The organism is Rhodococcoides kyotonense (genome assembly GCF_900188125.1).
Taxonomy (GTDB): Bacteria; Actinomycetota; Actinomycetes; order Mycobacteriales; family Mycobacteriaceae; genus Rhodococcoides; species Rhodococcoides kyotonense.
The window spans coordinates 297,172-322,523 of sequence record NZ_FZOW01000006.1 but is presented as its reverse complement, the minus strand read 5'-3'; the positions used below and the strand labels follow the sequence as shown (position 1 = coordinate 322,523).

Sequence of the window (25,352 nt, the reverse complement as noted above, 5' to 3'; positions counted from 1 at the left end):
AAATCATTCGCTGCCTCAAACGAGCCGTCGCCCGCGAAATGTTTCAGCTCCTGACCCGAAAAATCACTACTTGACAGTCATAGGAGCATCACGAGGGCGCGGAACGCGCCCTTCGTGAAACCTTTGAGAATGTTGGTGGGATCGCCGTAATCGCGCCAGACGGCGATCTTGCCGTCGCGCAGTTCGAATGTGCCGCACACCCAGAATTCGACGCGCAGCCGCCGGTAGACGATCGCGTCGGTCCGCTCGGTGAGCACGATGTTCCCGTTCGCCGCGATGTTGTGAATGGTGACGTCGAAACCCCATTCGGGCTTGGCCAGTGCTTCCATGAACTTGCCGACGCGGTCGCGTCCCCGCACCTTCGGAAGCCCGACGTTGTGCCAGACGATCCGGTCGTCGAACAGCGCGACAGCGTCGTCGACGTTCCGGTCACGTAGCGCGTGGAGCATGTTCTCGACGACCTCGGTGGCGTGCGTCGTTTCGGTCATGCCGATCCCTCCCCGTACCTCGACAGATGTGTCGAGCCTAGACCGGGCGTTGGGATAATTCACAGACGTCCGGGGCGTCACATCTGCCGTCCATCCGGAGGCGCTACGGTGGTCGGATGCCTACGAACATGACGGACGGCGACTTGTTGCTCCGCTTGGAGCCCGCCGTCGAAGAAAACCTGCGTCGCCACATCGAGGAAGCGGAGGACTGGCACCCCCACGATTTCGCTCCGTGGGACGAAGGTAAGAACTTCGCGTTTCTCGGCGGCGAGGACTGGGCGCCGGAGCAGTCCCACCTCAGTGACGTCGAGATTCTGTCGGCAACCGTCGGAGTGCTCGTGGCCGACAACCTGCCCGCCTACCACCGTGAGCTCGCGCGTGCGCTCACCGGGCTCGGTGCCTGGTGGAAGTGGACCGGCCGCTGGACTTCGGAGGAGAATCGCCAGGCCATCGTGCTGCGCGACTACCTGGTGCTCACGCGCGCCGTCGACCCGGTCGCACTCGAGCGCGTCCGCATGGAAGAGATGACCAAGGGGTACGACGCCCCGAGCCTGCATGTTCTCGACATCGTCGCGCACTTCGCGATCGACGAGGCCGCGGCAGCGCTCCGCAACACCAACACGGTCGCGCTCGGCGGCGACCCGGTTCTCGCGACGATCCTGACGAAGATCGCTGCCGACGACGCCTTGCAGTCGCGCTTCTACGCGAATGTCGTCACCGAGGGATTCGCGGTGGTCCCGGATCAGACGATGCGCGCGATCGTCGACCGCATCACCGGATTCGCCATTCCGGTCGTCGACCTGCCGAGTAAGGCCAACAGCACCGAGGCCTTGAAAGAAGCGGGAATCTACGACGACGACCAGCAGCGCGACAAGGTGTTCAAGCCGCTTCTGGCTGCGTGGAACGTGTTCGGCCGCGACGACCTCGGTGACGAGGGCAAGAAGGCGCGCGACGAGCTGGCGCATTTGGCCTGACGCCTGCCCCCCGAACGCTCGAAGGGTCCATTCATACGATCAGATCGTATGAATGGACCCTTCTTGCGATGCTGGTCCGCGTACCTTCACCGCTTGAATGTCGCTCCGAAGCTATCTGTTCGTATGAATGGACCATTCAAGCGATGGAGGGGAGCGGAGAAAACTAGTCCTTCACCTTCGCCATGGCCAGGACGTCGAGCCGCTTGTCGAGCTCTTCCTCGCTCAGCTTGTCGCCGATGAGTCCGCGGTCGACGACGGTCTGGCGGATCGTCTTCTTCTCCTTCAGCGCCTGCTTGGCGACCGCGGCTGCTTCCTCGTAGCCGATCGCGGAGTTCAGCGGCGTCACGATGGACGGCGAGGACTCGGCGAGGGTCTTGAGGCGCTCGACGTTCGCTTCGAGTCCGACGACGCACTTGTCGGCGAACAGGACCGAGACGTTGGCGAGCAGCTTGAACGACTCGAGCACGTTGCGTGCCATCACGGGGATGTACACGTTGAGTTCGAATGCGCCCGATGCTCCGCCGAATGCGGTGGCCGCGTCGTTGCCGATGACCTGTGCGGCGACCTGCGTAACTGCCTCGGGCAGAACAGGATTGACCTTGCCGGGCATGATGGAGCTACCGGGCTGCAAGTCGGGGAGTGTGATTTCGCCGAGGCCGGTGAGCGGTCCCGATCCCATCCAGCGGATGTCGTTGGCGATCTTGGTCAGCGAGACGGCGATGGTACGCAGTGCGCCCGATGCCTCGACGAGTCCGTCACGCGCAGCCTGAGCCTCGAACGAATCCTTGGCCGCGGACAACGCGTCGAGACCGGTCGACTTGACCAGTACCGCAACGACTTTGGGTCCGAAGCCGTCGGGAGCGTTCAGGCCGGTGCCGACGGCGGTGCCGCCGATGGGCAGCTCACCCAAGCGGGGGAGGGTGGCCTCGACGCGCTCGATGCCTGCTTCGATCTGACGGGCGTAGCCGCCGAACTCCTGGCCGAGGGTGACCGGTACGGCGTCCATGAGGTGCGTGCGACCGGACTTCACGACGGTCTTCCACTCCACAGCCTTGGCGGCCAGAGCCGCGTGCAGATGGCGAAGGGCCGGCACGAGCGACGTGACGGCAGCTTCGGTGGCGGCGACGTGAGTGGCCGTCGGGAAGGTGTCGTTGGAGCTCTGCGACATGTTCACGTGGTCGTTCGGGTGAACCTCGACGCCGTTCGCCTTGGCGATCGACGCGATGACCTCGTTGGCGTTCATGTTGGAGCTGGTGCCCGAGCCGGTCTGGAAGACGTCGATCGGGAACTGGTCGTCGTGCTTGCCGTCGGCGATCTCGGTGGCAGCGGCGATGATGGCGTCGGCCAGCGTGGCGTCGAGCAGTCCGAGGTCCTTGTTGACCTGCGCGCATGCAGCCTTCAGCAGGCCCATCGCGCGGATCTGGGTGCGCTCGAGCGGGCGGAAGGAGATCGGGAAGTTCTCCACTGCACGCTGCGTCTGCGCACGCCACAGAGCGTCGATCGGGACGCGAACCTCTCCCATGGTGTCGTGCTCGATGCGGTACTGCTGTTCGTCTGTCTGCGTCATGAGCCTTACTTTGCCAGTCGGGTTTCGGTAAATGTGAGGTAGGTCAGAACGACGGAGCTTGCCCGGACACGTCGCCGTCGAGATCGACGGAGGAGTACTCGCGCAGCTTCGACAGACGGTGGTACGCGTCGATCATGCGCACGGTGCCGGACTTGGATCGCATGACGATGGACTGCGTGTGCGCGCCGCCGCCTGCGTAGCGGACGCCGCGGAGGAGATCGCCGTCGGTGACGCCGGTGGCGGTGAAGAAGACGTTCTCACCGGAGACGAGGTCGCGGGTGTTCAACACGCGAGAAAGGTCGTGACCTGCGTCGATGGCCTTCTGGCGCTCGGTGTCGTCGGTCGGGGCGAGGCGGCCCTGGATGGCGCCGTCCATACAGCGCATCGCGGCGGCGGCGATGATGCCTTCGGGGGTTCCACCGATTCCGATGAGCAGATCGGTACCCGAATCGGGGCGTGCCGCGGCGATCGCGCCGGCGACGTCACCGTCGGAGATCAGGCGGATACGGGATCCGGCGTCGCGCACCGATTGGATCAGTTCCGCGTGCCGCGGGCGGTCCAGAATGCACACCGTGACGTCGGAAGCGGAGCCTTTCTTGATCTTCGCGATGCGTGCGATGTTCTCCTTGACCGGTGCAGTGATATCGATGACGTCGGCGTAATCGGGACCGACGGCGATCTTCTCCATGTAGAAGACAGCTGACGGATCGAACATCGCACCGCGCTCGGCGACGGCGAGCACCGAGATCGCGTTGGGCATGCCCTTGGCCATCAGCGTGGTTCCGTCGACAGGGTCGACGGCGAAGTCGACGTCGGGACCGTTGCCGTTGCCGACCTGCTCGCCGTTGTAGAGCATCGGCGCTTCGTCCTTCTCACCCTCACCGATGACGACGACGCCGCGCATCGAGACCGAGCTGACCAGCTGGCGCATGGCGTCGACGGCAGCTCCGTCGCCACCCTCCTTGTCGCCACGCCCGACCCAGCGGCCCGACGCGAGCGCACCGGCCTCGGTCACACGGACGAGTTCGAGAGCGAGGTTGCGATCTGGCGCCATGGCGCGCGTGGACTCGGTGCTGGCCGTCATCGGTTTGTAGCCTCCTGGTAGATGGGGGTCTTACCCAGGCGCGATTATCTCATTCGTCACATGCCGTAGGGGACCTAGGGCAGGCGCCGACGGCATGATCCTGCCCGGCAGGAATACTGGAGGCGTGGCGAACAGCAAACCCCGGATCTTGAACAACAACCGCGACATGGTGTGGTCTCTCATTCCGCTCGTGATCGCGTGTCTGTTGATCGCCGGTATCGCCAGTCAGTGCACACTCAGCCCCGGCGGCCCCAAGCAGGGACCGATCCCCAACTTCGACGTCGACGCGGCACTGCAGTACGACGCGTCCGAGCTGCCTTTTCCGGTCCGTAACCCGAAGGTTCCCGAGGATTGGACGCCCAACTCGGGCAGTCGTCAGTCGATCTCCGGGGATCAGGGCGGTGACGTCAGCAACGTCGGCTACATCTCGGGTGCGGGTCGGTACATCAAGCTGACGCAGTCGAACGCCACGGAGGACACACTCGTGCCGTTCGCCGTCGGTGAGGCGCGCTACGCGACCGGAACGCAGTCGGTCGACGGCCAGGAGTGGGTCGTCTACGACGAGGAGAGCAAGGAAGCGGTGTGGGTCACCGATCTCGGCGACGTCCGGCTGCTGATCACCGGAAGCGGGTCGGACGGGGAATTCACGGAGTTGGCCGCGGCGACGACACACGCCGCCCCGCTGACGCCCTAGTCGTCCTTGTCCTCGATGTGCGCGAGCGCGTTCTCCACGCGCTTGCGTGCTCCGGCGAGGTGTTCCTCGCAGCGGGTGGCGAGCAGTTCGCCGCGTTCCCACAGCGCGAGTGACGCGTCGAGATCGAGTCCGCCCTGTTCGAGGACCTTCACGACGTCGACCAGTTCGTCGCGTGCGGCCTCGTAGCCCATCTCGGCGACGGGTGTTTCGCTCATGATTTCTCCTATCGAACTTTGCCCATGACCGCGGCGGTGACAGCACCGTCGGCCACGCGTACACGAATCTGGGTTCCGGGTGGGGCGTCGTCGACCGAGCGCAGCACCTCGGGATCTTCGCCGGCGACCATACGCTGCACGACGGCGTACCCGCGTGCGAGCGTGGCCGCAGGCCCGAGTGTCTGCAGGCGTGCACGCAGATGTTCGACGAGCGTGTCCTGTTTCGCGAGCTCTCGCAGCACGTCGCGTCGACCTGCGTCGACGAGTCGTTCGATCTCCTCTTCGCGTCGATCGATGCCTGCGATGGGATCGGCGAGAGCAGGCCGGTGGCGGATCATCTCGAGGCCGCGGGCTTCGCGAGCGACCCAGTTACGCAGTGCGGCTGCGGTTCTCGCGCGAAGGTCGGTCACGAGATTCTGCTCGGCGACGGCATCCGGCACGACGAGCTTGGCCGCGTCCGTCGGCGTCGCGGCACGCAGATCGGCGACGTGATCGCTCAGTGGGCTGTCGGGTTCGTGTCCGATCGCGCTGACGATCGGCGTCGTCGCACGGGAGATCGCGCGGCACAACGCCTCGTCGGAGAACGGCAGTAGATCCTCGACGCTGCCGCCGCCGCGGGCCAGGATGATGACGTCGACCTTGCCCTCGAGGTCTTTCAGCGCGTCGAGTATCGCCGGCACCGCGGTCGGGCCCTGGACGGGCGTGTGCCTGACGTCGAATTGCACTGCGGGCCAACGCCTCTGCGCGACGGTCAGGACGTCCTTCTCGGCGGCGGATGCGCGCGCGGTGATCAAACCGATGGTGCGCGGCAGGAAGGGGAGTGGGCGTTTGAGGCGTGGGTCGAACAGGCCCTCGGCCGCGAGCAGGCCGCGCAACTTCTCGATGCGTGCCAGTAGTTCGCCGACGCCGACGGCTCGAATATCGGTGGCGCGCAACGAGATCGTGCCGCGACCGGTGAAGAACGACAGCTTGCCGTACAGGATGACTTGCGCGCCCTCGGTCAGCGGCACGGGAGATCGCTCCAGCAACTGCGGCGAGCAGGTCACCGACAGAGACATGTCCGCGGACGGATCACGTAGAACGAGGAAAGCAGTCCGTGTTCCGGGCCGAGCGTTGATCTGCGTCAGCTGGCCTTCGACCCAGATACTGCCGAGCCGGTCGATCCACCCGGCAACCTTCATCGCGACCGTGCGTACCGGCCACGGCTCTTCGGCGGTACTGGCGGTCACTTGGCTTTGGCTGTGGTGATTCGGTTCTCGAGCATCGTCAGGAACGGAGCACGGGCACGGGTCGAGTTCTCGTAGGTCAGAAGCGTCTGAAGATCATCGAGCGACAGCGTGCGCAACCGGGCACGCAGCTGTGCCAGCGCGAGGGTGTCGTAGTCGACGAGTTCGACGATCTCCGGCTGATTCGCCTGCTTCGCGACGTCGGGTTCGGCGTCGGCGTCGGCGTCGGCGGGGGGCGTCGAATACAACGCGAACCTGCCCGTCGCGGCCGGAGATTCGTGATCCGGAATGTCGACTTCACCGTTGGTGGTGTCGTCGTCGAACACCGCCCACGACGGCTGCTCCTGATCGGGCGTTCCGACGAGCGGAAGCCCCGCGATGGCCTGGTCGCCCTTGATCGCGAGAGCGGTGACCTGTTGCTGGAAGCGCATCGTCGATGCCAGCACCTCGCTGATGACGGTCATCGGCAGCGTCACCGCGGTGTTGGGAAGCTTGCGCGCCTCTTCGACGACGGTCACGGCCACACCGGCGGCCACGCGTGCGGCAAACGGGACACGAGTCATGGCCACCAGCCTGCCTGAAGACGGATCATTTGGGTAGCCGACATGCTGGAGGGCGAGGCTGTGGCGAGTTGGCCCGTATCCTGTTGGTATGTCTTCGGCTGTTCCCTTGAATCTCGGTATCGCACGACCCGCGGGCGACGGCGCTTCGGCGTACTCCGGCGCCAAGCGTGTCCTCCTCGCCGAGCCACGCGGCTACTGCGCAGGTGTGGACCGTGCCGTCGAGACGGTGGAGAAGGCGCTCGAGAAGCACGGCGCTCCGGTCTACGTGCGCAAGGAGATCGTGCACAACCGCCACGTCGTCGAGACGCTGGCCGATCGTGGTGCGATCTTCGTCGAGGAAACCGACGAGGTCCCCGAGGGCGCGTTGCTGGTCTTCTCGGCCCACGGAGTGTCGCCTGCGGTGCACGCGTCGGCTGCCGAGCGTCAGCTGCGCACGATCGATGCGACATGCCCGCTGGTCACCAAGGTGCACCAGGAAGCCAAGCGGTTCGCTCGCGACGACTACGACATCCTCCTCATCGGCCACGAGGGCCACGAAGAGGTCGAGGGCACCGCAGGCGAGGCGCCGGACCACGTGCAACTCGTCGACGGCCCCGACGCCGTCGACAACGTCACCGTCCGTGACGAGAGCAAGGTCATCTGGCTGTCTCAGACCACGCTGAGCGTCGACGAGACGATGACGACGGTTGCGCGGCTGCGTGAGAAGTTCCCGACGCTGCAGGATCCGCCCAGCGACGACATCTGCTACGCGACACAGAACCGTCAGGTCGCGGTCAAGGCGATGGCACCCGAGTGCGATCTGGTGATCGTCGTCGGTTCGAAGAACTCGTCCAACTCGGTGCGCCTCGTCGAGGTCGCACTCACCGCAGGCGCTCGTGCCAGCTATCTCGTGGACTACGCCAAGGAAGTCGACACCGCCTGGCTCGACGGCATCAAGACCGTCGGCATCACGTCGGGTGCCTCGGTGCCGGAGATCCTGGTCCAGGGAGTCATCGACCTGCTGGCCGAGCATGGTTTCGCCGACGTTCAGCCGGTCACGACGGCCAACGAGACTCTGGTGTTCTCACTGCCGCGTGAATTGCGAGCGGCGCGCGCCTGACCTGCTGCAGAAACACCGATGGCCCGTGGCATCTGATTGACAGTTGCCGCGGGCCATCGATGTTCTGGGGCCAGATACAGGTCTTATGCGTCGCCGCGATCCCGGTAGCGCACCTGCGGCACTGGGTGTGGCGGGATGTGTGCGCTGACGGTCGCGCGTGGGGTCGCGGCAGGCCTGGGTGCCGAATACGGATCGACCTCGGGCGGGCGAGGGACACGTGGCTGCTGAGGGCGGGGAACCGGACGACGAACCGGGTCCGACGCGTAATCCCGCTCGGGTCGGTACGGATCTCCGGCAGGGCGGTCGACCTGCGGGGCGATGCGCTCACGACGCTGGTCGGCGGGTGGTGCGCCGCGCCTCGACCGACGCGTACGCGTATCGGGCTCGGCAGCGGATTCCTGCGCAGGAGTGCTGCGGCGCTGACGTGATTCGGCCATGCGGGCACGGTTCTCCCGTGCTCGGTCGCGCGTTTCCTGAGCGCGATCGCGCATGGTCCGCTTGGCGGCACCGGCGGGCGCGTGGCTGGACTGTCTCTTCAGAAACACGCGTGCCGCACCGATGGCCAATGCCAACACCGTGCCCAGCAGCATGACCGGGAAGCGGTTGACGAGCGGAATCGCGACGTTGAGAAGGATGTCCTTGAGGCTGGTTCCGGGATTGTCGGTGAAGTACTGATACGACAACGGCACCGCGACGAACAGAATCAGCGGTGCCTGGACCATTGCCGTGAACAGGCCTCGGTAGCGGACCAGAAGGGCCGCGACGACGACTCCGACGATGTACAGGCTGGAGAATGCAGACGTCAGCTCTGTTCCGCGGGCTGCGTCGACGACAAACCCGAGGAAACTTGCGCCGCCGGCGATTGCCACTGCCCCCCAAGCAGGCACGCCGGGCACGGTCGCGAAGGCTGAACGTTGATCCAGCGGCACCCCGGAACGGGCACGTTGGGAGGTAGACACCCCTCGAGGTTAGCGGCTGATCAGCCCACCGCGTCGTCGACATGGCCGAACGATCGACTCGGGTACGACGAATCGGACAATCTCGGGTGTGACTCGACGCGCCGAACCTCGACGACGTCGGCGTCGAAAAGCTCGAGTTCGTGAAGTTTGCGGGCCGTCACGCCGACACGCGCGTCGACCGACGACACCGTCGAGTTGAACGAGTCGACGGCCTTGCCCAAATGCCCTCCTAGCTTGTCGAGATGCGACGCGACGGTGCCGAGACGCGTATACAGCTCTCGGCCGAGTTGCTGGATGCGTGCGGCGTCCTCGGCGAGCGACTCCTGCTTCCACGAATAGGCCACGGTGCGCAGAAGAGCGACCAAAGTGGTGGGGGTGGCAAGAATCACGTTTCTGGTGAATGCGTATTCGAGCAACGACGAGTCGGACGTGAGTGCCGCATCGAGGAACGGGTCGCCCGGTACGAACAGCACGACGAACTCCGGGGTCGGTTCGAACGAGCGCCAGTACTCCTTGGCCGCCAACTGGTCGACGTGTGTGCGCAGATGGCGCGCGTGACGCGTCAGTTGCTTGGCGCGGGCGTCGGGATCCTGTTCCTGTGCCGCATCGAGGTACGCGGCGAACGGGACCTTGGCGTCGACGACGATCTGCCTGCCGCCCGCGAGGCGCACGATCATGTCCGGCCGGATGCCGTCGCGGGTGACCTGGGTGTCGAAGTCGCAGTGCTTGACCATGCCCGCCAGCTCGACGACGCGCTCGAGCTGCATCTCGCCCCAGCGCCCGCGGATCTGCGGTGCGCGAAGCGCCGTGACCAACTGTGACGTCTGCGTCGACAGATCCACCGAGGCGCGATGCATACCGGACACCTGCTCGGTCAGCCCGGCGTACGCGCGGATGCGGTTGTGCTCGACCTGCCGCACGTGCTCGGTGAGTGCGTCGACCGCGTCGTGCAGCGGTTCGACCAAATTGGAGACCTGCTGGCCGATGACGCCGGAATGCCGCCGCGCCGAATCCTCGTTGACCGCCGCGAGCGAACGACGAAGGAGCGCCTCGTTGTCACGGAGAGCGGACAGCTGGGCCTCGGCGCGAACAGCGCGATCGCCGACGCGCTGAGAGTGCAGCAGCCAGCCCAGTGCGCCGCCGAGTGCGAAGGCGAATGCCATGCCCAGTGCGGTGAGTGCGTTCATGGGAGACGATGATGCACGGGGGTACCGACAAGTTTCGCCCCACACGTGTCGATGACGAAGTTTGTCGGTGGCTGCCGATAGCGTCGTTTGCATGAAGATCCTGCACACCTCGGACTGGCACATCGGGCGCACGTTCCACGGCGTCGATCTGCTCGCCGACCAGGCTGCCGCGCTGACTGCCATCGCGGAACTGGTTGCGGCACAGAGCATCGACGTGGTCGTCGTGCCGGGTGACATCTACGACCGCGCGGTGCCGAGCGCCGACGCGGTCCTGGTGTGCAACAGAGGTCTCGAAGCCATCCGCGCTGCGGGCGCGGTCATCGTGGCCACGTCGGGCAATCACGATTCGCCCGCTCGTCTCGGCGCCGGAGCCGCATTCGCGGCCGCAGGCGGTCTGCATCTGATGACGCGTGTGGGCGACGTCGCGCGGCCCGTCGTGCTCGACGACGAGTTCGGGCCCGTCGCCTTCTACGGAATCCCTTATCTGGAGCCGGAAACCACGCGCGGAGAACTCGACGTGCCGACGGCGCGTACGCACGCCGAGGTTCTCGATGCAGCGATGCAGCGCGTCAGGAACGACCTCGACGGTCGCCGCGCCGACGGAGCATCCGTCAGATCCGTTGTGCTGGCGCACGCGTTCATCGTCGGTGGTGAGGCGACGGGTTCGGAGCGAACCATCTCGTCCGGAGGTGTGGAGACCGCACCCGCGTCGGCGTTCGACGGCGTCGATTATGTGGCGTTGGGCCACTTGCATTCTCCGCAGACGCTGAGCGAGCGCGTCCGCTACTCGGGCTCGCCGCTTCCGTACTCGTTCGGTGAGCGTAGTCATCGCAAGGCCGTGTGGATTCTCGATCTGAACGCGGACGGCCTCGGCGCGGTCGAGCGGATCGATCTTCCGATCGTTCGGGGGCTCAGCCAGGTACAGGGCACCGTGGAGGAATTGCTGGAGAGCGACGAGTTCGCCGACGCGGAAGGTCATTACGTCTCGGCGGTTCTCACCGACCCGGTGCGTCCTGTCGACGCGATGCGGACGTTGCGCACTCGTTTTCCGCACGCGATCCATCTCGAATGGGTTCGGCCCGTTGGCGCTTCGGAGTTCACCTATCGAGATCGGGTGCGCGGCCGCACCGACATCGACATCGCGTCGTCGTTCGTCACCGACATGCGCAGCGCACCGACAGCTCGCGAAATCGCGCTGTTGGAACGTGCTTTGGCATCCGTGCAGCGCGACGATGTCAGCAAGGACGTCGAGAACGTCGATCACGACGAAGTGTTCGGCCGGTCCGCATGAGGCTGCACCGGCTCGAGATCACGGCCTTCGGGCCGTTCGGAGGGACCGAGTGCGTCGACTTCGATGCACTCGGGGCAGACGGGTTGTTCCTGCTGCACGGCCGAACCGGCGCAGGCAAGACGACGGTGCTCGATGCAGTCGCGTTCGCGCTGTACGGCACAGTGCCGGGAGCTCGGCGAGAAGGCAAGCGGCTGTTGTCCGATCACGCCGAGACGGGCGTCGCACCGTCGGTGACGCTGGAGGCGACCCTCGGGGGTCGGCGCGTGCGGATCGTGCGCAGCCCCGAGTACTTCCGGCCGAAGAAGCGCGGCACCGGCACCACCAAGGAGAACGCGAAGGCGTCGCTCACGTGGCTCGACGGCACCGGCCAGAACCTGACGCGCCTCGACGAGATCGGTGACGCCGTCGGTCTCGCCCTCGGTATGAGTGCGGATCAGTTCTTTCAGGTCGTGTTGTTGCCGCAGGGGGAGTTCGCGCGTTTCCTGCGCGCGGACAGCGACGAGCGTGGCAACCTTCTCGAGCGGTTGTTCGACACGGCACGCTTCGGGGACGTCGAGCAGTGGTTTGCGGAACGTCGTCGGCTGAGTGCAGCCGAGCTGGAATCGTCGTCGAGAGCCATCGACAAGCTGATGGGCAAAATCGCAACCGCTGCAGGCGAGCCCGAGCAACTCGACCGTCCACCCGTCGAGTGGGCCACTGAACTTCTCGAGGCAGGCCGGAGTGCTCACCGATCGGCCACTGCTGCACTGGTTTCCGCGCGTGCAGTGTCGGAGTCGGCGGTCGCAGAGTTGGGCCGACTCGAATCCACCGCGACGGCGCAGCAACGACGAGACGTCGCGCAGCAGCAACTGTCCGACTTCCAGTCGTCCGCCACCGAACGCGAGACCCTGCGCCGCGAGATCGACAGGTCCGTCGCGGCCGGACCTGTTGCGGCCATGGCACAGGAATGCGCCGCGGCGAAGGCTGCACTTTCCGCGGCGATGCGATCGGCATTCGACGCGGGGCGCTCGCTCGCGGCAGTTCCAGGATCCGATTCTGTTCTGGCCGAATTGGATTCGACGTCCGAAGTGGACGAACGCGCGGTCGTTGCGGACGCCGTGCGAGTGTGGACCACCGAGGTGGGTGTTCTCGACGAACTGCGCGCCGTCGAGCGCCGCGCCGCCGACGAGCAACGCACGGCCCGTGCGCTCGCACAGCAACACGAGTCCATCGAGCAGCAGATCGCCACGCTTCTGCGTACTCGCGACGGACTGCCCGCTGCAATCGAATCCGCAGAGCAGTCGGTCGACGCCGCGGTGCGTGCCGCGGCCGCGATCGAGACGCTCACAGACACCTCGACACGCGTCGCCGAGGCAGTTCGTGCGGCCATCGAGCTGACGAAGAAGCGGGCTGCGCGCGTCAAGGCGGACAGGGCACTCGACGCTGCGCGTACCGCGCACAACACTGCGCGGGAGCACCTTCTGGATCTTCGGGAGCGACGCCTGACGGGTATGGCCGCGGAACTCGCCGCAGCCCTGGTGACCGGTGAGCCGTGCGGAGTCTGCGGATCGACGGTGCATCCGGCCCCGGCAAAGGTCGCCGACACGACCGTCACCAAGGCCGACGAGGATGCTGCAGCCAAGGACGAACGTGCCACTGCCGCAACGGTCGAGACCCGTGCGGCCGAGGTCGCGGCACTGCTGCGAGCCATCGACGCACTGGTGCAGACGTCGGGAGATCGCGACAGCGCGGGCTTGGCAGCCGAACTCGACGCGGCCACACAGGCATTGACCGTCGCCCGCGCCGACGCGGACGCACTCGACGCCCGTCGCCGACGCCTCGACGACCTTCGGGCCGAGGACCTACGAATCGCTACGGTCGTCGCCGAGCAACGTTCGGAGGCCGCGGCTCTCGTGGCCAGGCGTGAGCAGGTTCTGCGGTCGGTCGAGCAGATGGTCGCACGACTAGCACGCGCGATCGACGGTGAGGAAAGCATCGACCAGCGCACGCATCGGCTCGACCAGCTCATCCGTCGGTCGACGGCTCTCCTCGACGCGCGCGTGGCGTCGGCCGACGCGGCGACTGTAGTCCAGACGGTCACCGATCGACTCGATCAGTACGTCACCGAGTCCGGTTTCGCGTCGGCGGAGGAAGCAGCACGTGCCGTCGTGCCTGCGCGTCGGGCGACGGAGATCGAGAAACACCTCGCCGCAGCCAACGACGTTCGCGCACACGCCGAACAGGTCCTCGCCGAGCCTGCGATCGCAGCGGTCGTGGGGACCGACGCCGTCGACACCGAACCGGCGCGCGCAGCGGTCGCCCGTGCTGCGGAGGAACTGGATGCAGCCGTCGCGACACACGCCGAGTGCAAGCGCAGGACCGAACAGGTCGAGGAGTTGACGGCCCAGTTGTGGGCTGCCGTGGATCGCGCGGCGCCGATGCAGGCCAAGCACGACGAACTCGCAGCGCTCGCCGACGTCGTCGCCGGCCGGGGGCAGAATGCGCGCAAGATGTCGCTGCGGTCGTACGTGCTGGCATCGAGACTCGAGGACGTCGCCGAGTCGGCATCGATTCGGCTGCACCGAATGTCGGGCGGGCGGTACGAGTTCGTTCACTCCGACGAAGCCGAATCGCGCGGTCGTCGAGGCGGATTGGGCCTCGACATCCGTGACGACTACACCGGCGTCGTTCGATCCGCGAAGACTCTGTCCGGTGGCGAATCGTTCCTGGCGTCGCTCGCGCTGGCCCTCGGTCTGGCGGACGTGGTCGCCGCCGAATCGGGAGGGGTTGTGCTCGACACGATGTTCATCGACGAGGGTTTCGGAACGCTCGACGCCGAGACACTCGAATCCGTCATGGGTGTGCTCGACGAGCTACGCGCAGGCGGGCGTGTCGTCGGCATCGTCAGCCACGTCGACGAGATGCGCCAACGCATTCCGAGCAGACTGCACGTCGTCCGCGAGAGAGACGGATCGCGGATCCGCCTCCACGCGGCGTCGTGACTACTTCTTCTCGACCGCAGCGTCCTTGTTGTTGCCGTCTTCGTCGGTGACCAGCTCTTCGGTGTCCGGAGCTTCGTCTTCGAGTTGGTCCCTGTCGGCCTCGACGGATCGTGCGTCGATCTGCTCCGAGACGTAGCGGATCAACACTGCGGCAACGGCGGCGGCGGGAACCGCGAGGAAGGCTCCGATGATGCCGAACACCGATCCGCCGCCGGTGACGGCGAGCAGCACGATCGCCGGGTGCAGGTTCATGCTGCGGCTCTGCAGAATCGGTTGCAGCACGTTTCCTTCGAGCTGCTGCACGGCAATGATGATGATCAGCACGATCAGTGCGGTCGTCGGCCCGTTCGCGACCAGCGCCACGAGAACGGCGAGGGCACCGGCGACGAAGGCACCGACGATCGGGATGAAACCGCCGAGGAACGTGATGGTGGCGAGAACCAGTGCAAGGGGCACGCCGAGGATGATGAGCCCGAGTCCGATGAAGAACGCGTCGATGAGGCTCACGATCGCCTGCGTGCGGATGAAGCCGCCGAGCGTGGCCCACATGCGAGCCAGGATTTCGGCGAGGTGGCGTCCTGCGCGGCCACCGGCGAAGCCGTGCAGCCACGGGATGAACTTCAGGCCGTCCTTGACGAAGAAGAACGTCAGGACCAGGACCAGTGCGAGCGTGACGAGGATCGAACCGGCTGCGGAGACGCCGGTGAACACGCCGGACGCGATGGCCGTGCCGCTCTCTTGCAGCCGCGACGTGATCGCCGAGACGGCGTTGTCGATCTGTTCGTCCTGCAGGTTGATCGGCGGGCCCTTGAGCCAGTCCTGTACCTGCGACACACCTTCGGACGCCTTGTCGACGAGTTCCGGCGCGGAGTCGACGACGGACGGCACGATCAACGTGATGATGCCGCCGATGACGAGGAAGAAGGTGACCAGCGACAGCGTCGCGGCGAGCGCGGCCGGGAAGCCGACACGCATCATCCACTTGGTGGGCGGCCACAGAACCGTCGCGACGATGATCGCCAGCAGTGCCGGAAGAATGACGACCCACAGTGCCGAGATGAGCCAACCGAGAACCCAGGCGCCCGCGGCGACGGACACGAGAATCAGCGACCATTTCGCCAGCCACATTCCGCCGACGCCGATGAGATCGCCCCGATCGCGCCCGGACCTTCCCTCGGACGCTGCCTTGGGTACTGCGTGTTCCGTCACGTCGGTAAGTCCTTTTCTCCGGCTGTCACTGGCGTTACCCGAGTGACTCTAACGTCATCGGAGAGCCAACTACCCGCCCGATGCGCCGGTCAACCCTGCTCGTGGGCGAGCAGCCACTCCTTCGCCGGCAGCCCCCACCGGAACCCGCCCAGCGCACCGCCGATGCGAAACACCCGATGACACGGGACGAACAGCGCGGCAGCGTTGCGTGCACAGGCCGAAGCCGCTCCTCGAATGGCGGCGGGTCGGCCCGACATCGCGGCGAACTCCGAATACGTCACCGGCGAACCAGCAGGAACGGTTCGAAGGATTTTCCAGGCGTGCACGAGGAATTCACCGGATTGCTGGGCGACGGGGACGTCGTCGATGGCGGTGAGATCACCGCGGTGATAATCGTCGACGGCCTTCGTGACGCTTCCGAGCGTGCGTGCCGGTCGGATCTCGGTGGGACGCAGCGATCGATGGATCAGCGGTGTCAGGTCGTCGATCGTGCCGGTCCATCCCGATGCCAGGACGCTGCCATGGTCGTCGACGATGGTGGTGAACGGTCCGATCGGCGTGTCGGTGGTGGCGGAGAGTGCGTTCATAGTCCTCTTCTTTCGAGTGCGACGTTCCAGAGATGCATGGAGACGTACGAGCGCCAGGGTGCCCAGCGTTGCGAATTCTTCAGCGGCACACCGAGTGCGTCCGCGCCCTGACGCACGACGAGGTCGGTGTCCAGCAGTACATCGGGATCGGCGAGCAGCCGCATGACGACATAGCGCGCCGTCCACGGACCGATTCCCTTCAGCGCGAGCAGTTCTCGCTCCAGTTCGGCGCCGTCTCTGGCGGGATGAAGAACGATCTTGCCCGACGCCACCGCGTCGGCGACTCCGATGACGGCCTGGACTCGGGATTTCGGGCCGCTGAGAACCTCGTGCCCACGTTCGGCGACGACGTCGGCGCCGGGGAACAGGCGTGTGACGGTGCCGCCCGTCGGATCCTCGATCGGCGTGCCCAGCGCCTCGACGAGGCGAGCTGTGTGGGTGGCAGCGGCGCGCAACGAGATCTGTTGTCCGATCATGGTGCGCAGCAACAGTTCCGGGCCGTCGGCGCATCCGGGCGCGCGAAGGCCCGGCCGCGCGGTCACGTGGGGAAGCAGCAAGGGATCCTCGGCGAGTGCTGCGTCGACGGCGTCCGGGTCGGCGTCGAGGTCGAGTAGATGCCGGATTCGCGCGACGGCAGGGGAGAGGTCACGCATGTCCTGCAGTCCGAGCGTCGTGTCGACGTATCCGTCCTCGATCCGCAGGCCGACGACGCCGTAGCCGTGCGGCAGACGCAGCGATCTGCGATACAGGCCGTCGCTCCATGATTCGATACCGGCTACGACGTGGGCTTTCAGGAACCAGTCGAGCCACGTCTTGTCCAAGGGCTGTCGGTACGGCAAGCGGAGAGTCACGGTTCCGTTGCTCGGCAACACGTTTCGCTTCTCGGCTTCGGTGCGCAGCACCGTCGGGCTGACGGCGAACACCTCGCGGACAGTGTCGTTGAACTGACGGACGCTCGAAAATCCCGCGGCGAAGGCGATGTCCGTCATCGACATCGGAGTCGTCTGGATCAGGGTTCGTGCGGTGTGGGCACGATGGGCGCGGGCCAGAGCGAGCGGTCCGGCGCCGATCTCGGCGGTGAGCACCCGCGTCAACTGTCGGGTCGAGTAGCCGAGCGCGTCGGCGACGGCGTCGACTCCGCCGCGTTCGACGGCGCCGTCGGAGATCAACCGCATGGCCCGTGACGTCAGATCGGAACGGACGTTCCAGCGAGGTGAGCCGGGTGTGGCGTCGGGCTGGCAGCGTCGGCACGCACGAAAACCGGCTTGCTGTGCGGCGGCGGCCGTCGGCACGAACTGCACGTTCTTCGCTTTGGGGGTCGTGGCCGGGCACGACGGGCGGCAGTAGATGCCCGTCGTGCGCACGGCCGTGAAGAACTGCCCGTCGAATCGGGTGTCGCGTGCCGACACTGCTCGGTAGCAACGGTCGAAGTCGAGCTCCATGGGTTCCAGCTCCATGGGTTCCACTGTGTCACCGGCACACCCGGTGGCGCTAGCGGAAATCAGCCATCCGGGTGAGTGGAGCCAGCGGAATGAACCTAGCCATGCGTGTCAGCAACACCGGGCACCCGGGTTGGCGTCGGCTTCGGCGTAGCGCTCCCGCCAGTACTGACGCTCCGACGGAACCGGCTCACCGGGATGCACACGACGCATGTGCGCGAGATACCGCTCGTAGTCGCGGTCGCCCATGACCGATGTGATCCACCACCAGAGGCCACGCATGTCAGTGGTGCCCCGTGTGCGCGGCGCCAGGGGCACGGACCGTGCCGTCGGCGATCAGTTTGTCCCAGTCCTTCTGGATCTCCTTCTCGGCTGCGGTCGGGATGAATCCGGAGGGACCGAAGATCTTCGACGGTACGGCGGGTTCCTCGCTGTCCGGGAAGTCTTGCACGCGAACAGCTTTGATGCACACGAGAAGGCCGGCGACAGCAACGATGAGAACCAGTACCGCGAACACGATCGACAACGTGCCCTGAATGAAGGTGTTGCGAATGACGGCGTCGATTGCCTCGGGGGTCTTGGCGCTTCCGAACTCGGTGAGTCCCTCGTTCTTCGCATCGACGAACTGCGAGTGCTGCGCCCAGTAGCCGATGGCCGGGACGGAAGAGAAGATCTTCTGGTACGACGCGGTCATCGTGACGATCAGGTCCCATACCAGCGGAAGCCCGGGGATCCACGCCCATTTGAACAGGCGGCGTTTCATGACGATCGTCAGGACCACGGTCAGTGCGATCGCGGCGAGCAACTGGTTCGCGATACCGAACAGCGGGAAGAGCGTGTTGATGCCGCCGAGTGGATCGGTGACGCCCATGAGCAGAATCGCGCCCCATGCTGCGACGACGACGAACGAGCAGAGCCACGCGCCGGGACGCCACGACGGGTCCTTGAACTTCTTGGCCGACTTGCCGGGCAGGTTACCGATGCTGTCGGACAACATGAATCGCGCGACGCGAGTGCCCGCGTCGACCGTCGTGAGGATGAACAGCGCCTCGAACATGATCGCGAAGTGGTACCAGAACGACTTGAGACTCTCACCGCCGAACACTTGATGCAGTACCTCGGACATGCCGAACGCCAACGTCGGCGCACCGCCCGTGCGGGAGATGATCGATTCCTCGCCGACATCGGCAGCTGCCTGGCTGAGTTCCGCGGCCGTGATGTCACCGCCGCTGAGGGGGAGGCCGTTGACGTAGTCGGCTGCGGTTTCGGGGGTGCCGCCGGTCAGTGTCGCGGGGGCGTTCAGCGCGAAGTAGATGTGCTGGTCGAGGACACACGCGGTGACGAGGGCCATGATCGCGACGAAGGACTCGGTGAGCATGCCGCCGTAACCGATCATGCGCATCTGCTTCTCCTTCTCGAGCAGCTTCGGCGTGGTGCCGGAGCTGATCAGAGCGTGGAAACCGGAGAGCGCACCACAGGCGATGGTGATAAACAGGAACGGGAACAGCGAGCCGGAGAACGCGGGACCGTTGCCTTCGGTGGCGAACGACGTCATCGCAGGCATCTGGATCTCGGGGCGGGCGATGAGGATGCCGATGGCCAGCAGCGCGATCGTGCCGATCTTCATGAACGTCGACAGGTAGTCGCGCGGTGCCAGCAGCAGCCAGACGGGAAGGATCGAGGCGGCGAGACCGTATGCGATGAGGCACCACGCGACGGTGACCTTGGAGAGCGTGAACCAATCGGTGCCCCACTCGGTTTCGGCGACCCAGCCACCGGCGACGATGGCGAAGAGCAGGAGCGCGACGCCGATGATGGACACCTCGGACACCTTGCCCGGACGCAGGTAGCGCAGGTAGACGCCCATGAACAGTGCGATCGGAATGGTGAGCGCGATCGAGAACACGCCCCACGGGCTCTCGGCGAGCGCGTTGACGACGACGAGGGCCAGCACCGCGATGATGATGATCATGATGACGAAGACGCCGATCAGGGCGGCGATGCCGCCGACGACACCGAGCTCGTCTCGCGCCATCTGACCGAGGCTGCGGCCGCGCCGGCGCGTCGAAATCCACAGGACCAGGAAATCCTGGACCGCACCGGCGAAGACGACGCCGATGATGATCCACATCGTGCCGGGAAGGTAGCCCATCTGAGCTGCGAGGACCGGCCCGACGAGGGGTCCGGCGCCTGCGATCGCGGCGAAATGATGGCCGAACAGCACCCGACGATCCGTCGGCATGTAGTCCTTGCCGTTCTCCAGGATCTCGGCGGGAGTGGCACGGTCGTCGCGCGGATGCACGATCTTGTTCTCGATGAGCCGGGCATAGAACCGGAACGCGATGACGTACGTGCACACCGCGGCGATGACGAACCATACGGCGTTGGGATTCTCACCGCGGACGATGGCGACGATCGTCCACGCAACGCCGCCGAGCAGTCCGATGAGCACGAACAGGACTCGTTTGGCGGCAGTCATCGGACTCTTGTCGACTACTCCGACCGGAGGCAGATCGTCATCGGTTTTCAGAAGCTCGATATGCGGGCTTGTCGTCGCGCTCGCTGTCATTCGAAGGGGCTCCTCGCAGGCGTGAATGTGATCGAGCTCACTGTAAACCTGGGGTCCGACAGGTCCTCGGAGGGGCATGGGCTCGTGCGCCGGGTGGTAGCGACTGTGCGCCGAATGGTTCGGAGTGCGAACTACCGTCAGCCGCCGAGTGCGTCGTCGACGGCGCGGGCGCTCAGTACGTGGTCCAATACCATTGCCGCACTGCCGATCACACCAGAGAAGTCGCCGTGCGTCGTCGCCTGGATGGTGAGGGCGCGCGTGGCGAGTGCCGTGGCGTTGCCGTAGACGGTCTCGCGGAGGCCGGCGACGAAGATGTCGTAGGCCTTGGCCATGTCGCCGCCGACGACGAGTACCTCGGGATTGAGCAGGTTGACCGCGCCTGCGAGAGTCTCGCCGATCTGCCTGCCGCTGTCGCGGATGAGGCGTCGTGCTTCGGGGTCGCCGCTGACGGCGAGGTCGACGACGCCACGAATGTGCCCGACGTCGCGGCCTTGGTTCTGCAGCGCGCGGACGATCGCCCAGCCGCCTGCGATGGCTTCGAGGCACCCACTGTCGCCGCATCGGCATGCGACGCCTGCGGCCGCTGCGGTCTTGGTGTGGCCGAATTCGCCTGCAGCGCCCAACGATCCGCGTTGCAACACGCCTCCTGCGACGATGCCCGCACCGAGGCCGGTCGACGCCTTCACCAGAAGTGCATTCTGGAAGTGGTCGCGGTTGTCGCGGCGTTCGGCCAGGACCATCGCGTTGGCGTCGTTGTCGAGAAAGACCGGGGCCGACGCCGTATCCGCGAAGTACGGCGCCAGCGGGACCCCGTCCCAGCCGTGCATGATCGGCGAATCGAGGCTGCAGCCTCGGGCGGTGTCCGCGGTGCCCGGGATCGACAGGCCGACGCCGAGAATGCGGGAGTCCGCGCGTCCGACGTCGTGAATCAGTGCTTCGAGGCGTTTGGTGATCTGCGGCATCAGCTCGTTCGGCCCGACGCCGATCTCCTGATCGACGGTGTCGCTCGCCAGGAATTCGCCGCCGAGGCCGAACACGCCCAACTGCGAGCGGCTTCGCCCGATGGCCGCCGCGAGAACGATGCCTGCGTCGACGTCGAAAGACAGTCGCGCAGGCGGTCTTCCACCGGTGGACTGAGTGTCCTCGGTTTCGACGACGAGTCCGAGCGCGGTCAGGGCCGCGACGCGGGACGCGACAGCCGATCGGGACAGCCCGGTGAGTTTGCCGAGTTCGGTCCTCGTGTCGGCGGCGCCGTCGCGAACGAGCGCGAAGACCTCACCTGCAGTGGCAGGGGGAGCACTCGGACGTGACGATCGCATATACGCCATTCAACCAATTTGCAACAGTTGCAGCAACAACCTAAAAACGGCCACTTACAACTTTGAAAAACATAAGTTGAGTTGTCGATCTGCGTAAGTGGCTCTACTCTGAATCGTGAAAGACCGAACAGGGAGAAGCCATATGGACACCATCCACCCGGTCCTGCGCCAGGTCACCGACCGCATCGCGAGCCGAAGCACCGCCGAGCGCACCGCCTACCTCGATCGCATCGCCTCGGCAGGTGACCGCGGACCCGCGCGCGGCCGACTCGCGTGCGCCAACATCGCCCACGGATTCGCCGCCTCCGGACCTGCCGACAAGAAAGCGCTGCGCGGCATGGTCAAGCCGAACATCGCGATCGTCTCGGCCTACAACGACATGCTCTCCGCCCACAAGCCCTTCGAGACCTACCCCGCAGCGCTGAAGAAAGCCGTGATCGACGCGGGCGGAATCGCCCAGTTCGCCGGGGGAGTTCCTGCGATGTGCGACGGCATCACTCAGGGCCGCGACGGCATGGAACTGTCGTTGTTCAGCCGCGACGTCATCGCCATGTCGACGGCAATTGCGTTGTCCCACGACATGTTCGACGCCACCCTGATGCTCGGGGTGTGCGACAAGATCGTTCCAGGAATGCTCATCGGCGCATTGAGTTTCGGTCATCTGCCCGCGGTGTTCGTGCCTGCGGGACCCATGACGTCGGGACTTCCCAACGGCGAGAAGGCCAAAGCGCGTCAGCTCTACGCCGAGGGCAAGGTGGGACGCGATGTCCTGCTCGACGCCGAGGCCGCGTCGTACCACGGCAGTGGCACGTGCACGTTCTTCGGAACCGCCAATTCCAACCAGCTGCTCATGGAGGTCATGGGCCTGCATCTGCCCGGGTCGTCGTTCGTCAACCCCGGAACACCGTTGCGCGACGCGCTGACTCGCGAAGCGGGCCGTGTCGCCACCGGGCTCACCGCCCTGGGCGACAACTTCACCCCTGTCGGTGAAATAGTCGACGAGAAGGCGATCGTCAACGGCTGCGTCGCGCTGCTCGCAACCGGCGGTTCGACGAACCACACGATGCATCTCGTCGCCATCGCCCGTGCGGCCGGACTCACGCTGACGTGGCAGGATCTGTCGGATCTGTCCGCGGTGGTGCCGCTCATGGCGCGGATCTACCCGAACGGTCAAGCGGACGTGAACCACTTCCACGCCGCCGGTGGGCTCGGTTTCACCATCTCGTCCCTGCTCGACGCGGGCCTGATGCACGACGACGTCAAAACTATTGTTGGACCGGGATTGCGCCGGTACACGCAGGAACCGAAGCTCGACGGCGACGGCGTCATGTGGCACGACGGCACCCGAATGAGCCACGACGACAGTGTCCTTCGCGGAGCCGACGAGCCCTTCAGTGCCGACGGCGGCTTGAAGATGCTGACCGGCCCGCTCGGAAAGTGCGTCGTCAAGACCTCCGCCGTTGCCGCAGAGCATCGTGTGGTCACCGCGCCGGCGCGCGTGTTCGACGACCAACTCGACTTCTTGGCAGCCTTCGAGGCAGGCCGGCTCGAGGGGGACTTCGTCGCCGTCCTCCGATACCAAGGGCCGAAGGCGAACGGCATGCCCGAGCTGCACAAGCTCACCCCCGCACTCGGCGTCCTCCAGGACCGCGGCTACCGCGTCGCGCTGATCACGGACGGTCGCATGTCCGGCGCATCCGGAAAGGTGCCTGCCGCAATACATCTGACGCCCGAGGCTGCGAACGGCGGACCGATCGCGAAGATTCGCGACGGTGACATGATCACGCTCGACTCGACCACAGGCACACTGTCGATCGACGTCACCATGCCCGCGTTCGAAGCTCGGCCGATCACCGGACGTCCACCGACGAACGACGAATGGGCAGGCACCGGCCGCGACCTGTTCTCCGGAATGCGAGCGCTCGTCGGGCCTGCCGACGAGGGCGCGATGTTCGTGATGCGCTGAAACCGTTCCCACCGACAAGAAAGAGATCATGTCCGAATCCCTGCTCGACCGCGTCCCTGTCATTCCCGTCGTCGTCATCGAGAACCTCGACCATGCGGTTCCGGTGGCCAAGGCGCTCGTGGCCGGCGGCCTGCCCGTCATAGAGCTGACGCTGCGGACCCCGGTCGCTCTCGACGCGATCGAACGTATCGCGGCCGAGGTCCCCGACATCCTGCTCGGCGCAGGCACCATCGTCACTCCTGGCCAGGCCAAGCAGGCCCTCGATGCAGGCGCACAGTTCCTGGTCTCACCCGGAAGTACGCCGACCCTGACGGCGGCCATGCGCGACACCGGCCTACCCCACCTGCCCGGGGCGGCAACGGTGTCCGAGGTGTTGACGCTGCTCGAAGCCGGCTACACCGAGCTCAAGTTCTTCCCCGCCGAAGCCTCCGGCGGCGCGAACTTCCTGAAGTCGATCCACTCGCCCGTGCCCGCAGCGCGCTTCTGCCCGACGGGCGGCATCACCGCCGCGTCGGCGTCGTCGTATCTGGCGCTGCCGAACGTCGGCTGCGTCGGTGGGTCGTGGATCACACCGGCCGACGTTCTCGCGCGTGAGGACTGGGATGCGGTCGAGGCTGCTGCCCAGCACGTGCACGAAAATACATAGGGGGCTATGTATTTTCGTGCACGTGGGGTGAGGCCGCAACGAAGCAGAAGACAATCGCGGTACGGCGTAATACAGTGCCGTCCATGACGGACCAGAGCCAGTCCTACCCGAGCCAGTCCTACCCTCAGTACACGCCGCCACCGCCCCCACCGACGAATGCCGGTTGGGCGGTGGCGGCGGTGCTCTTCTTCTGGCCCCTCGCGTTCTCCGCCTTCACACACAGCTCGAACGTCTATCCCAGGTGGGCGATGGGCGATTTCCAAGGCGCACAGTACGCGTCGGACAGGGCGAAGAAGCTCGGTCAGATCGCGTTGTGGATCTGGGTCGCGTTCATGGTGGTGTTCGTCGGGTTCTACGTCGTGCTCCTCATTGCTCTCGCGGGTGCCAGCAACAGTTGGTAGGGGCTTCGCCCATGTGCACGAAAATACATAGTGGGCTATGTATTTTCGTGCACATGGCTTGACCTGAACGATGCTCGAGGTTTTAGCGTCGAGCCCATGGACACACTCGGTCTCGGCAGGGTCGGCATCGCCATCGACGTCGGCCATTCGTACCTCGACGTTGCCTGCGAACTGGAGTCGCTCGGCTACACGTCACTGTGGTTGCCCGGTGGTCGGATCGACCGGCTCGGGCGGCTCGCGGATCTGGTCGACGCGACGGCGTCGGCTCGGATCGTCCCCGGCATCATCCCGGTCGACGTCTTCGGGCCGGAAGAGACAAGCACTCTGTACGACGAGCTGGCCGCGTCGGGCAGATTCGTTGTCGGTTTGGGTGGGCCCCAGGCGGCCAGGCCGCTGAAAGCTCTGAACGGCTATCTCGACGCGCTGCGCGTTCCCGCCGACAAGATTCTGCTCGCGGCACTCGGTCCGAAGAAGCTCGAGGTGGCGCGGGATCGGGCGGCAGGTGCCGTCGCGCTGCTCGTGACGCCGTCCTATACAGCCGAGGCTCGTGGGATTCTCGGCGACGCGGTTCTCGCGATCGATCAGTTCGTCGTACTGGAGGACGATCCTGCCGAGGCCCGCGCAGCCGCTCGCGAACCGCTGTCGTTTCTCGCAACGGTCGGCGGGTACCGGCAGAATTTCCTGCGGATGGGTTTCACCAGCGCGGACGTCGACAGTCTCAGCGACAATCTGGTCGACGCCGTCGTCGCGTGGGGGAGCGTCGACGACATTGCCCGACGCGTACAGGAGCACCTGGACGCCGGGGCCGATCACGTCGTCCTCGCACCGCTGGGCACGTCGAGTCTGGATGCTGGGCGGGCGCTGGCGGGGCTGGTCGGATAGGCGAAG

General features: G+C 65.8%; 23 protein-coding genes. 9 read left to right on the top strand and 14 right to left on the bottom strand.

The features are described 5' to 3' along the window. Positions 1-77 precede the first annotated feature (77 nt). Positions 78-488 (bottom strand): limonene-1,2-epoxide hydrolase family protein, encoded by a 411-nt coding sequence (locus tag CHB96_RS12955; RefSeq protein WP_089246708.1) that lies wholly within the window; start codon positions 486-488, stop codon positions 78-80. Between the two features lie 116 nt (positions 489-604). Between CHB96_RS12955 and CHB96_RS12950 the strand changes: the two genes are divergently transcribed. Then, complete coding sequence (locus CHB96_RS12950; protein ID WP_089246706.1) at positions 605-1,462, top strand: acyl-ACP desaturase; 858 nt, start codon at positions 605-607, stop codon at positions 1,460-1,462. Between the two features lie 163 nt (positions 1,463-1,625). Here CHB96_RS12950 and CHB96_RS12945 read toward each other — a convergent pair whose 3' ends face one another. Next, positions 1,626-3,029 (bottom strand): class II fumarate hydratase, encoded by a 1,404-nt coding sequence (locus CHB96_RS12945; RefSeq protein ID WP_089246704.1) that lies wholly within the window; start codon positions 3,027-3,029, stop codon positions 1,626-1,628. 43 nt (positions 3,030-3,072) lie between these two features. Continuing rightward, entirely contained in the window at positions 3,073-4,113 is a 1,041-nt protein-coding gene (gene glpX / locus CHB96_RS12940) for a class II fructose-bisphosphatase (protein WP_089246702.1), read from the bottom strand. Between the two features lie 124 nt (positions 4,114-4,237). Here glpX and CHB96_RS12935 point away from each other — a divergent pair, with 124 nt between their 5' ends. Further along, complete coding sequence (locus tag CHB96_RS12935) at positions 4,238-4,807, top strand: DUF4245 domain-containing protein (protein ID WP_089246700.1); 570 nt, start codon at positions 4,238-4,240, stop codon at positions 4,805-4,807. On the opposite strand, the gene CHB96_RS12930 is transcribed toward CHB96_RS12935, so the two are convergent. From CHB96_RS12930 to CHB96_RS12920, 3 genes are read right to left on the bottom strand one after another with little or no spacing between them, the layout of a single operon-like run. Then, positions 4,804-5,022, bottom strand: a complete 219-nt coding sequence (locus tag CHB96_RS12930; protein WP_089246698.1) for an exodeoxyribonuclease VII small subunit — start codon at positions 5,020-5,022, stop codon at positions 4,804-4,806. The two genes, CHB96_RS12935 and CHB96_RS12930, sit on opposite strands and share 4 nt — an antisense overlap. Positions 5,023-5,030: 8 nt before the next feature. Then, positions 5,031-6,251, bottom strand: coding sequence for an exodeoxyribonuclease VII large subunit (gene xseA, locus CHB96_RS12925; protein WP_089246696.1), 1,221 nt, complete (start codon positions 6,249-6,251; stop codon positions 5,031-5,033). After that, positions 6,248-6,811 carry a lipid droplet-associated protein gene (locus tag CHB96_RS12920; protein ID WP_089246800.1) on the bottom strand — a complete coding sequence of 188 codons (564 nt, stop codon included), beginning with the start codon at positions 6,809-6,811 and terminating at the stop codon, positions 6,248-6,250. Before CHB96_RS12920 ends, xseA begins: the two co-directional genes overlap by 4 nt. 88 nt (positions 6,812-6,899) lie before the next feature. On the opposite strand from CHB96_RS12920, the gene CHB96_RS12915 reads away from it, so the two are divergent. Next, on the top strand, positions 6,900-7,910 hold the full coding sequence (locus CHB96_RS12915) for a 4-hydroxy-3-methylbut-2-enyl diphosphate reductase (protein WP_089246694.1): 1,011 nt from the start codon (positions 6,900-6,902) through the stop codon (positions 7,908-7,910). 83 nt (positions 7,911-7,993) lie between these two features. On the opposite strand, the gene CHB96_RS12910 is transcribed toward CHB96_RS12915, so the two are convergent. Together CHB96_RS12910 and CHB96_RS12905 are read right to left on the bottom strand one after the other, a co-directional pair. Beyond that, positions 7,994-8,797, bottom strand: a complete 804-nt coding sequence (locus CHB96_RS12910) for a DUF6542 domain-containing protein (RefSeq protein ID WP_245865553.1) — start codon at positions 8,795-8,797, stop codon at positions 7,994-7,996. 92 nt (positions 8,798-8,889) lie between these two features. Then, positions 8,890-10,056, bottom strand: a complete 1,167-nt coding sequence (locus CHB96_RS12905; protein ID WP_089246692.1) for a DNA recombination protein RmuC — start codon at positions 10,054-10,056, stop codon at positions 8,890-8,892. Positions 10,057-10,147: 91 nt separating this feature from the next. Here CHB96_RS12905 and CHB96_RS12900 point away from each other — a divergent pair, with 91 nt between their 5' ends. Both CHB96_RS12900 and CHB96_RS12895 read left to right on the top strand, forming a co-directional pair. Then, a complete protein-coding gene (locus tag CHB96_RS12900; RefSeq protein ID WP_089246690.1) occupies positions 10,148-11,347 on the top strand; it encodes a metallophosphoesterase family protein in 1,200 nt (399 codons plus the stop codon). Then, entirely contained in the window at positions 11,344-14,328 is a 2,985-nt protein-coding gene (locus CHB96_RS12895; protein WP_089246688.1) for an AAA family ATPase, read from the top strand. Before CHB96_RS12900 ends, CHB96_RS12895 begins: the two co-directional genes overlap by 4 nt. Here the strand turns inward: CHB96_RS12895 and CHB96_RS12890 are convergent, their stop codons facing one another. From CHB96_RS12890 to CHB96_RS12865, 6 genes are all read right to left on the bottom strand, one after another. Next, a complete protein-coding gene (locus CHB96_RS12890) occupies positions 14,329-15,537 on the bottom strand; it encodes an AI-2E family transporter (protein ID WP_089246686.1) in 1,209 nt (402 codons plus the stop codon). Positions 15,538-15,626: 89 nt separating this feature from the next. Next, on the bottom strand, positions 15,627-16,124 hold the full coding sequence (locus CHB96_RS12885; protein ID WP_089246684.1) for a methylated-DNA--[protein]-cysteine S-methyltransferase: 498 nt from the start codon (positions 16,122-16,124) through the stop codon (positions 15,627-15,629). Beyond that, positions 16,121-17,566 (bottom strand): DNA-3-methyladenine glycosylase 2 family protein, encoded by a 1,446-nt coding sequence (locus CHB96_RS12880; protein WP_089246796.1) that lies wholly within the window; start codon positions 17,564-17,566, stop codon positions 16,121-16,123. The genes CHB96_RS12885 and CHB96_RS12880 overlap by 4 nt, the downstream gene beginning before the upstream one ends. A gap of 108 nt (positions 17,567-17,674) precedes the next feature. Continuing rightward, a complete protein-coding gene (locus CHB96_RS12875; RefSeq protein ID WP_089246682.1) occupies positions 17,675-17,845 on the bottom strand; it encodes a YbdD/YjiX family protein in 171 nt (56 codons plus the stop codon). Between the two features lies 1 nt (position 17,846). Then, a complete protein-coding gene (locus tag CHB96_RS12870) occupies positions 17,847-20,132 on the bottom strand; it encodes a carbon starvation CstA family protein (protein WP_089246680.1) in 2,286 nt (761 codons plus the stop codon). Between the two features lie 137 nt (positions 20,133-20,269). Next, positions 20,270-21,451: an ROK family protein gene (locus CHB96_RS12865; protein WP_089246678.1), complete on the bottom strand. Its 1,182-nt coding sequence runs from the start codon at positions 21,449-21,451 to the stop codon at positions 20,270-20,272. 142 nt (positions 21,452-21,593) lie between these two features. Between CHB96_RS12865 and edd the strand changes: the two genes are divergently transcribed. From edd to CHB96_RS12845, 4 genes are all read left to right on the top strand, one after another. Beyond that, a complete protein-coding gene (gene edd / locus CHB96_RS12860; protein ID WP_089246676.1) occupies positions 21,594-23,417 on the top strand; it encodes a phosphogluconate dehydratase in 1,824 nt (607 codons plus the stop codon). Between the two features lie 28 nt (positions 23,418-23,445). Continuing rightward, a complete protein-coding gene (gene eda, locus CHB96_RS12855) occupies positions 23,446-24,063 on the top strand; it encodes a bifunctional 4-hydroxy-2-oxoglutarate aldolase/2-dehydro-3-deoxy-phosphogluconate aldolase (protein WP_176444270.1) in 618 nt (205 codons plus the stop codon). Between the two features lie 83 nt (positions 24,064-24,146). Next, a complete protein-coding gene (locus tag CHB96_RS12850) occupies positions 24,147-24,464 on the top strand; it encodes a CD225/dispanin family protein (RefSeq protein WP_089246794.1) in 318 nt (105 codons plus the stop codon). A 96-nt stretch (positions 24,465-24,560) separates the two neighbouring features. After that, positions 24,561-25,346, top strand: a complete 786-nt coding sequence (locus tag CHB96_RS12845) for a TIGR03620 family F420-dependent LLM class oxidoreductase (RefSeq protein WP_089246672.1) — start codon at positions 24,561-24,563, stop codon at positions 25,344-25,346. Positions 25,347-25,352: the final 6 nt, after the last annotated feature.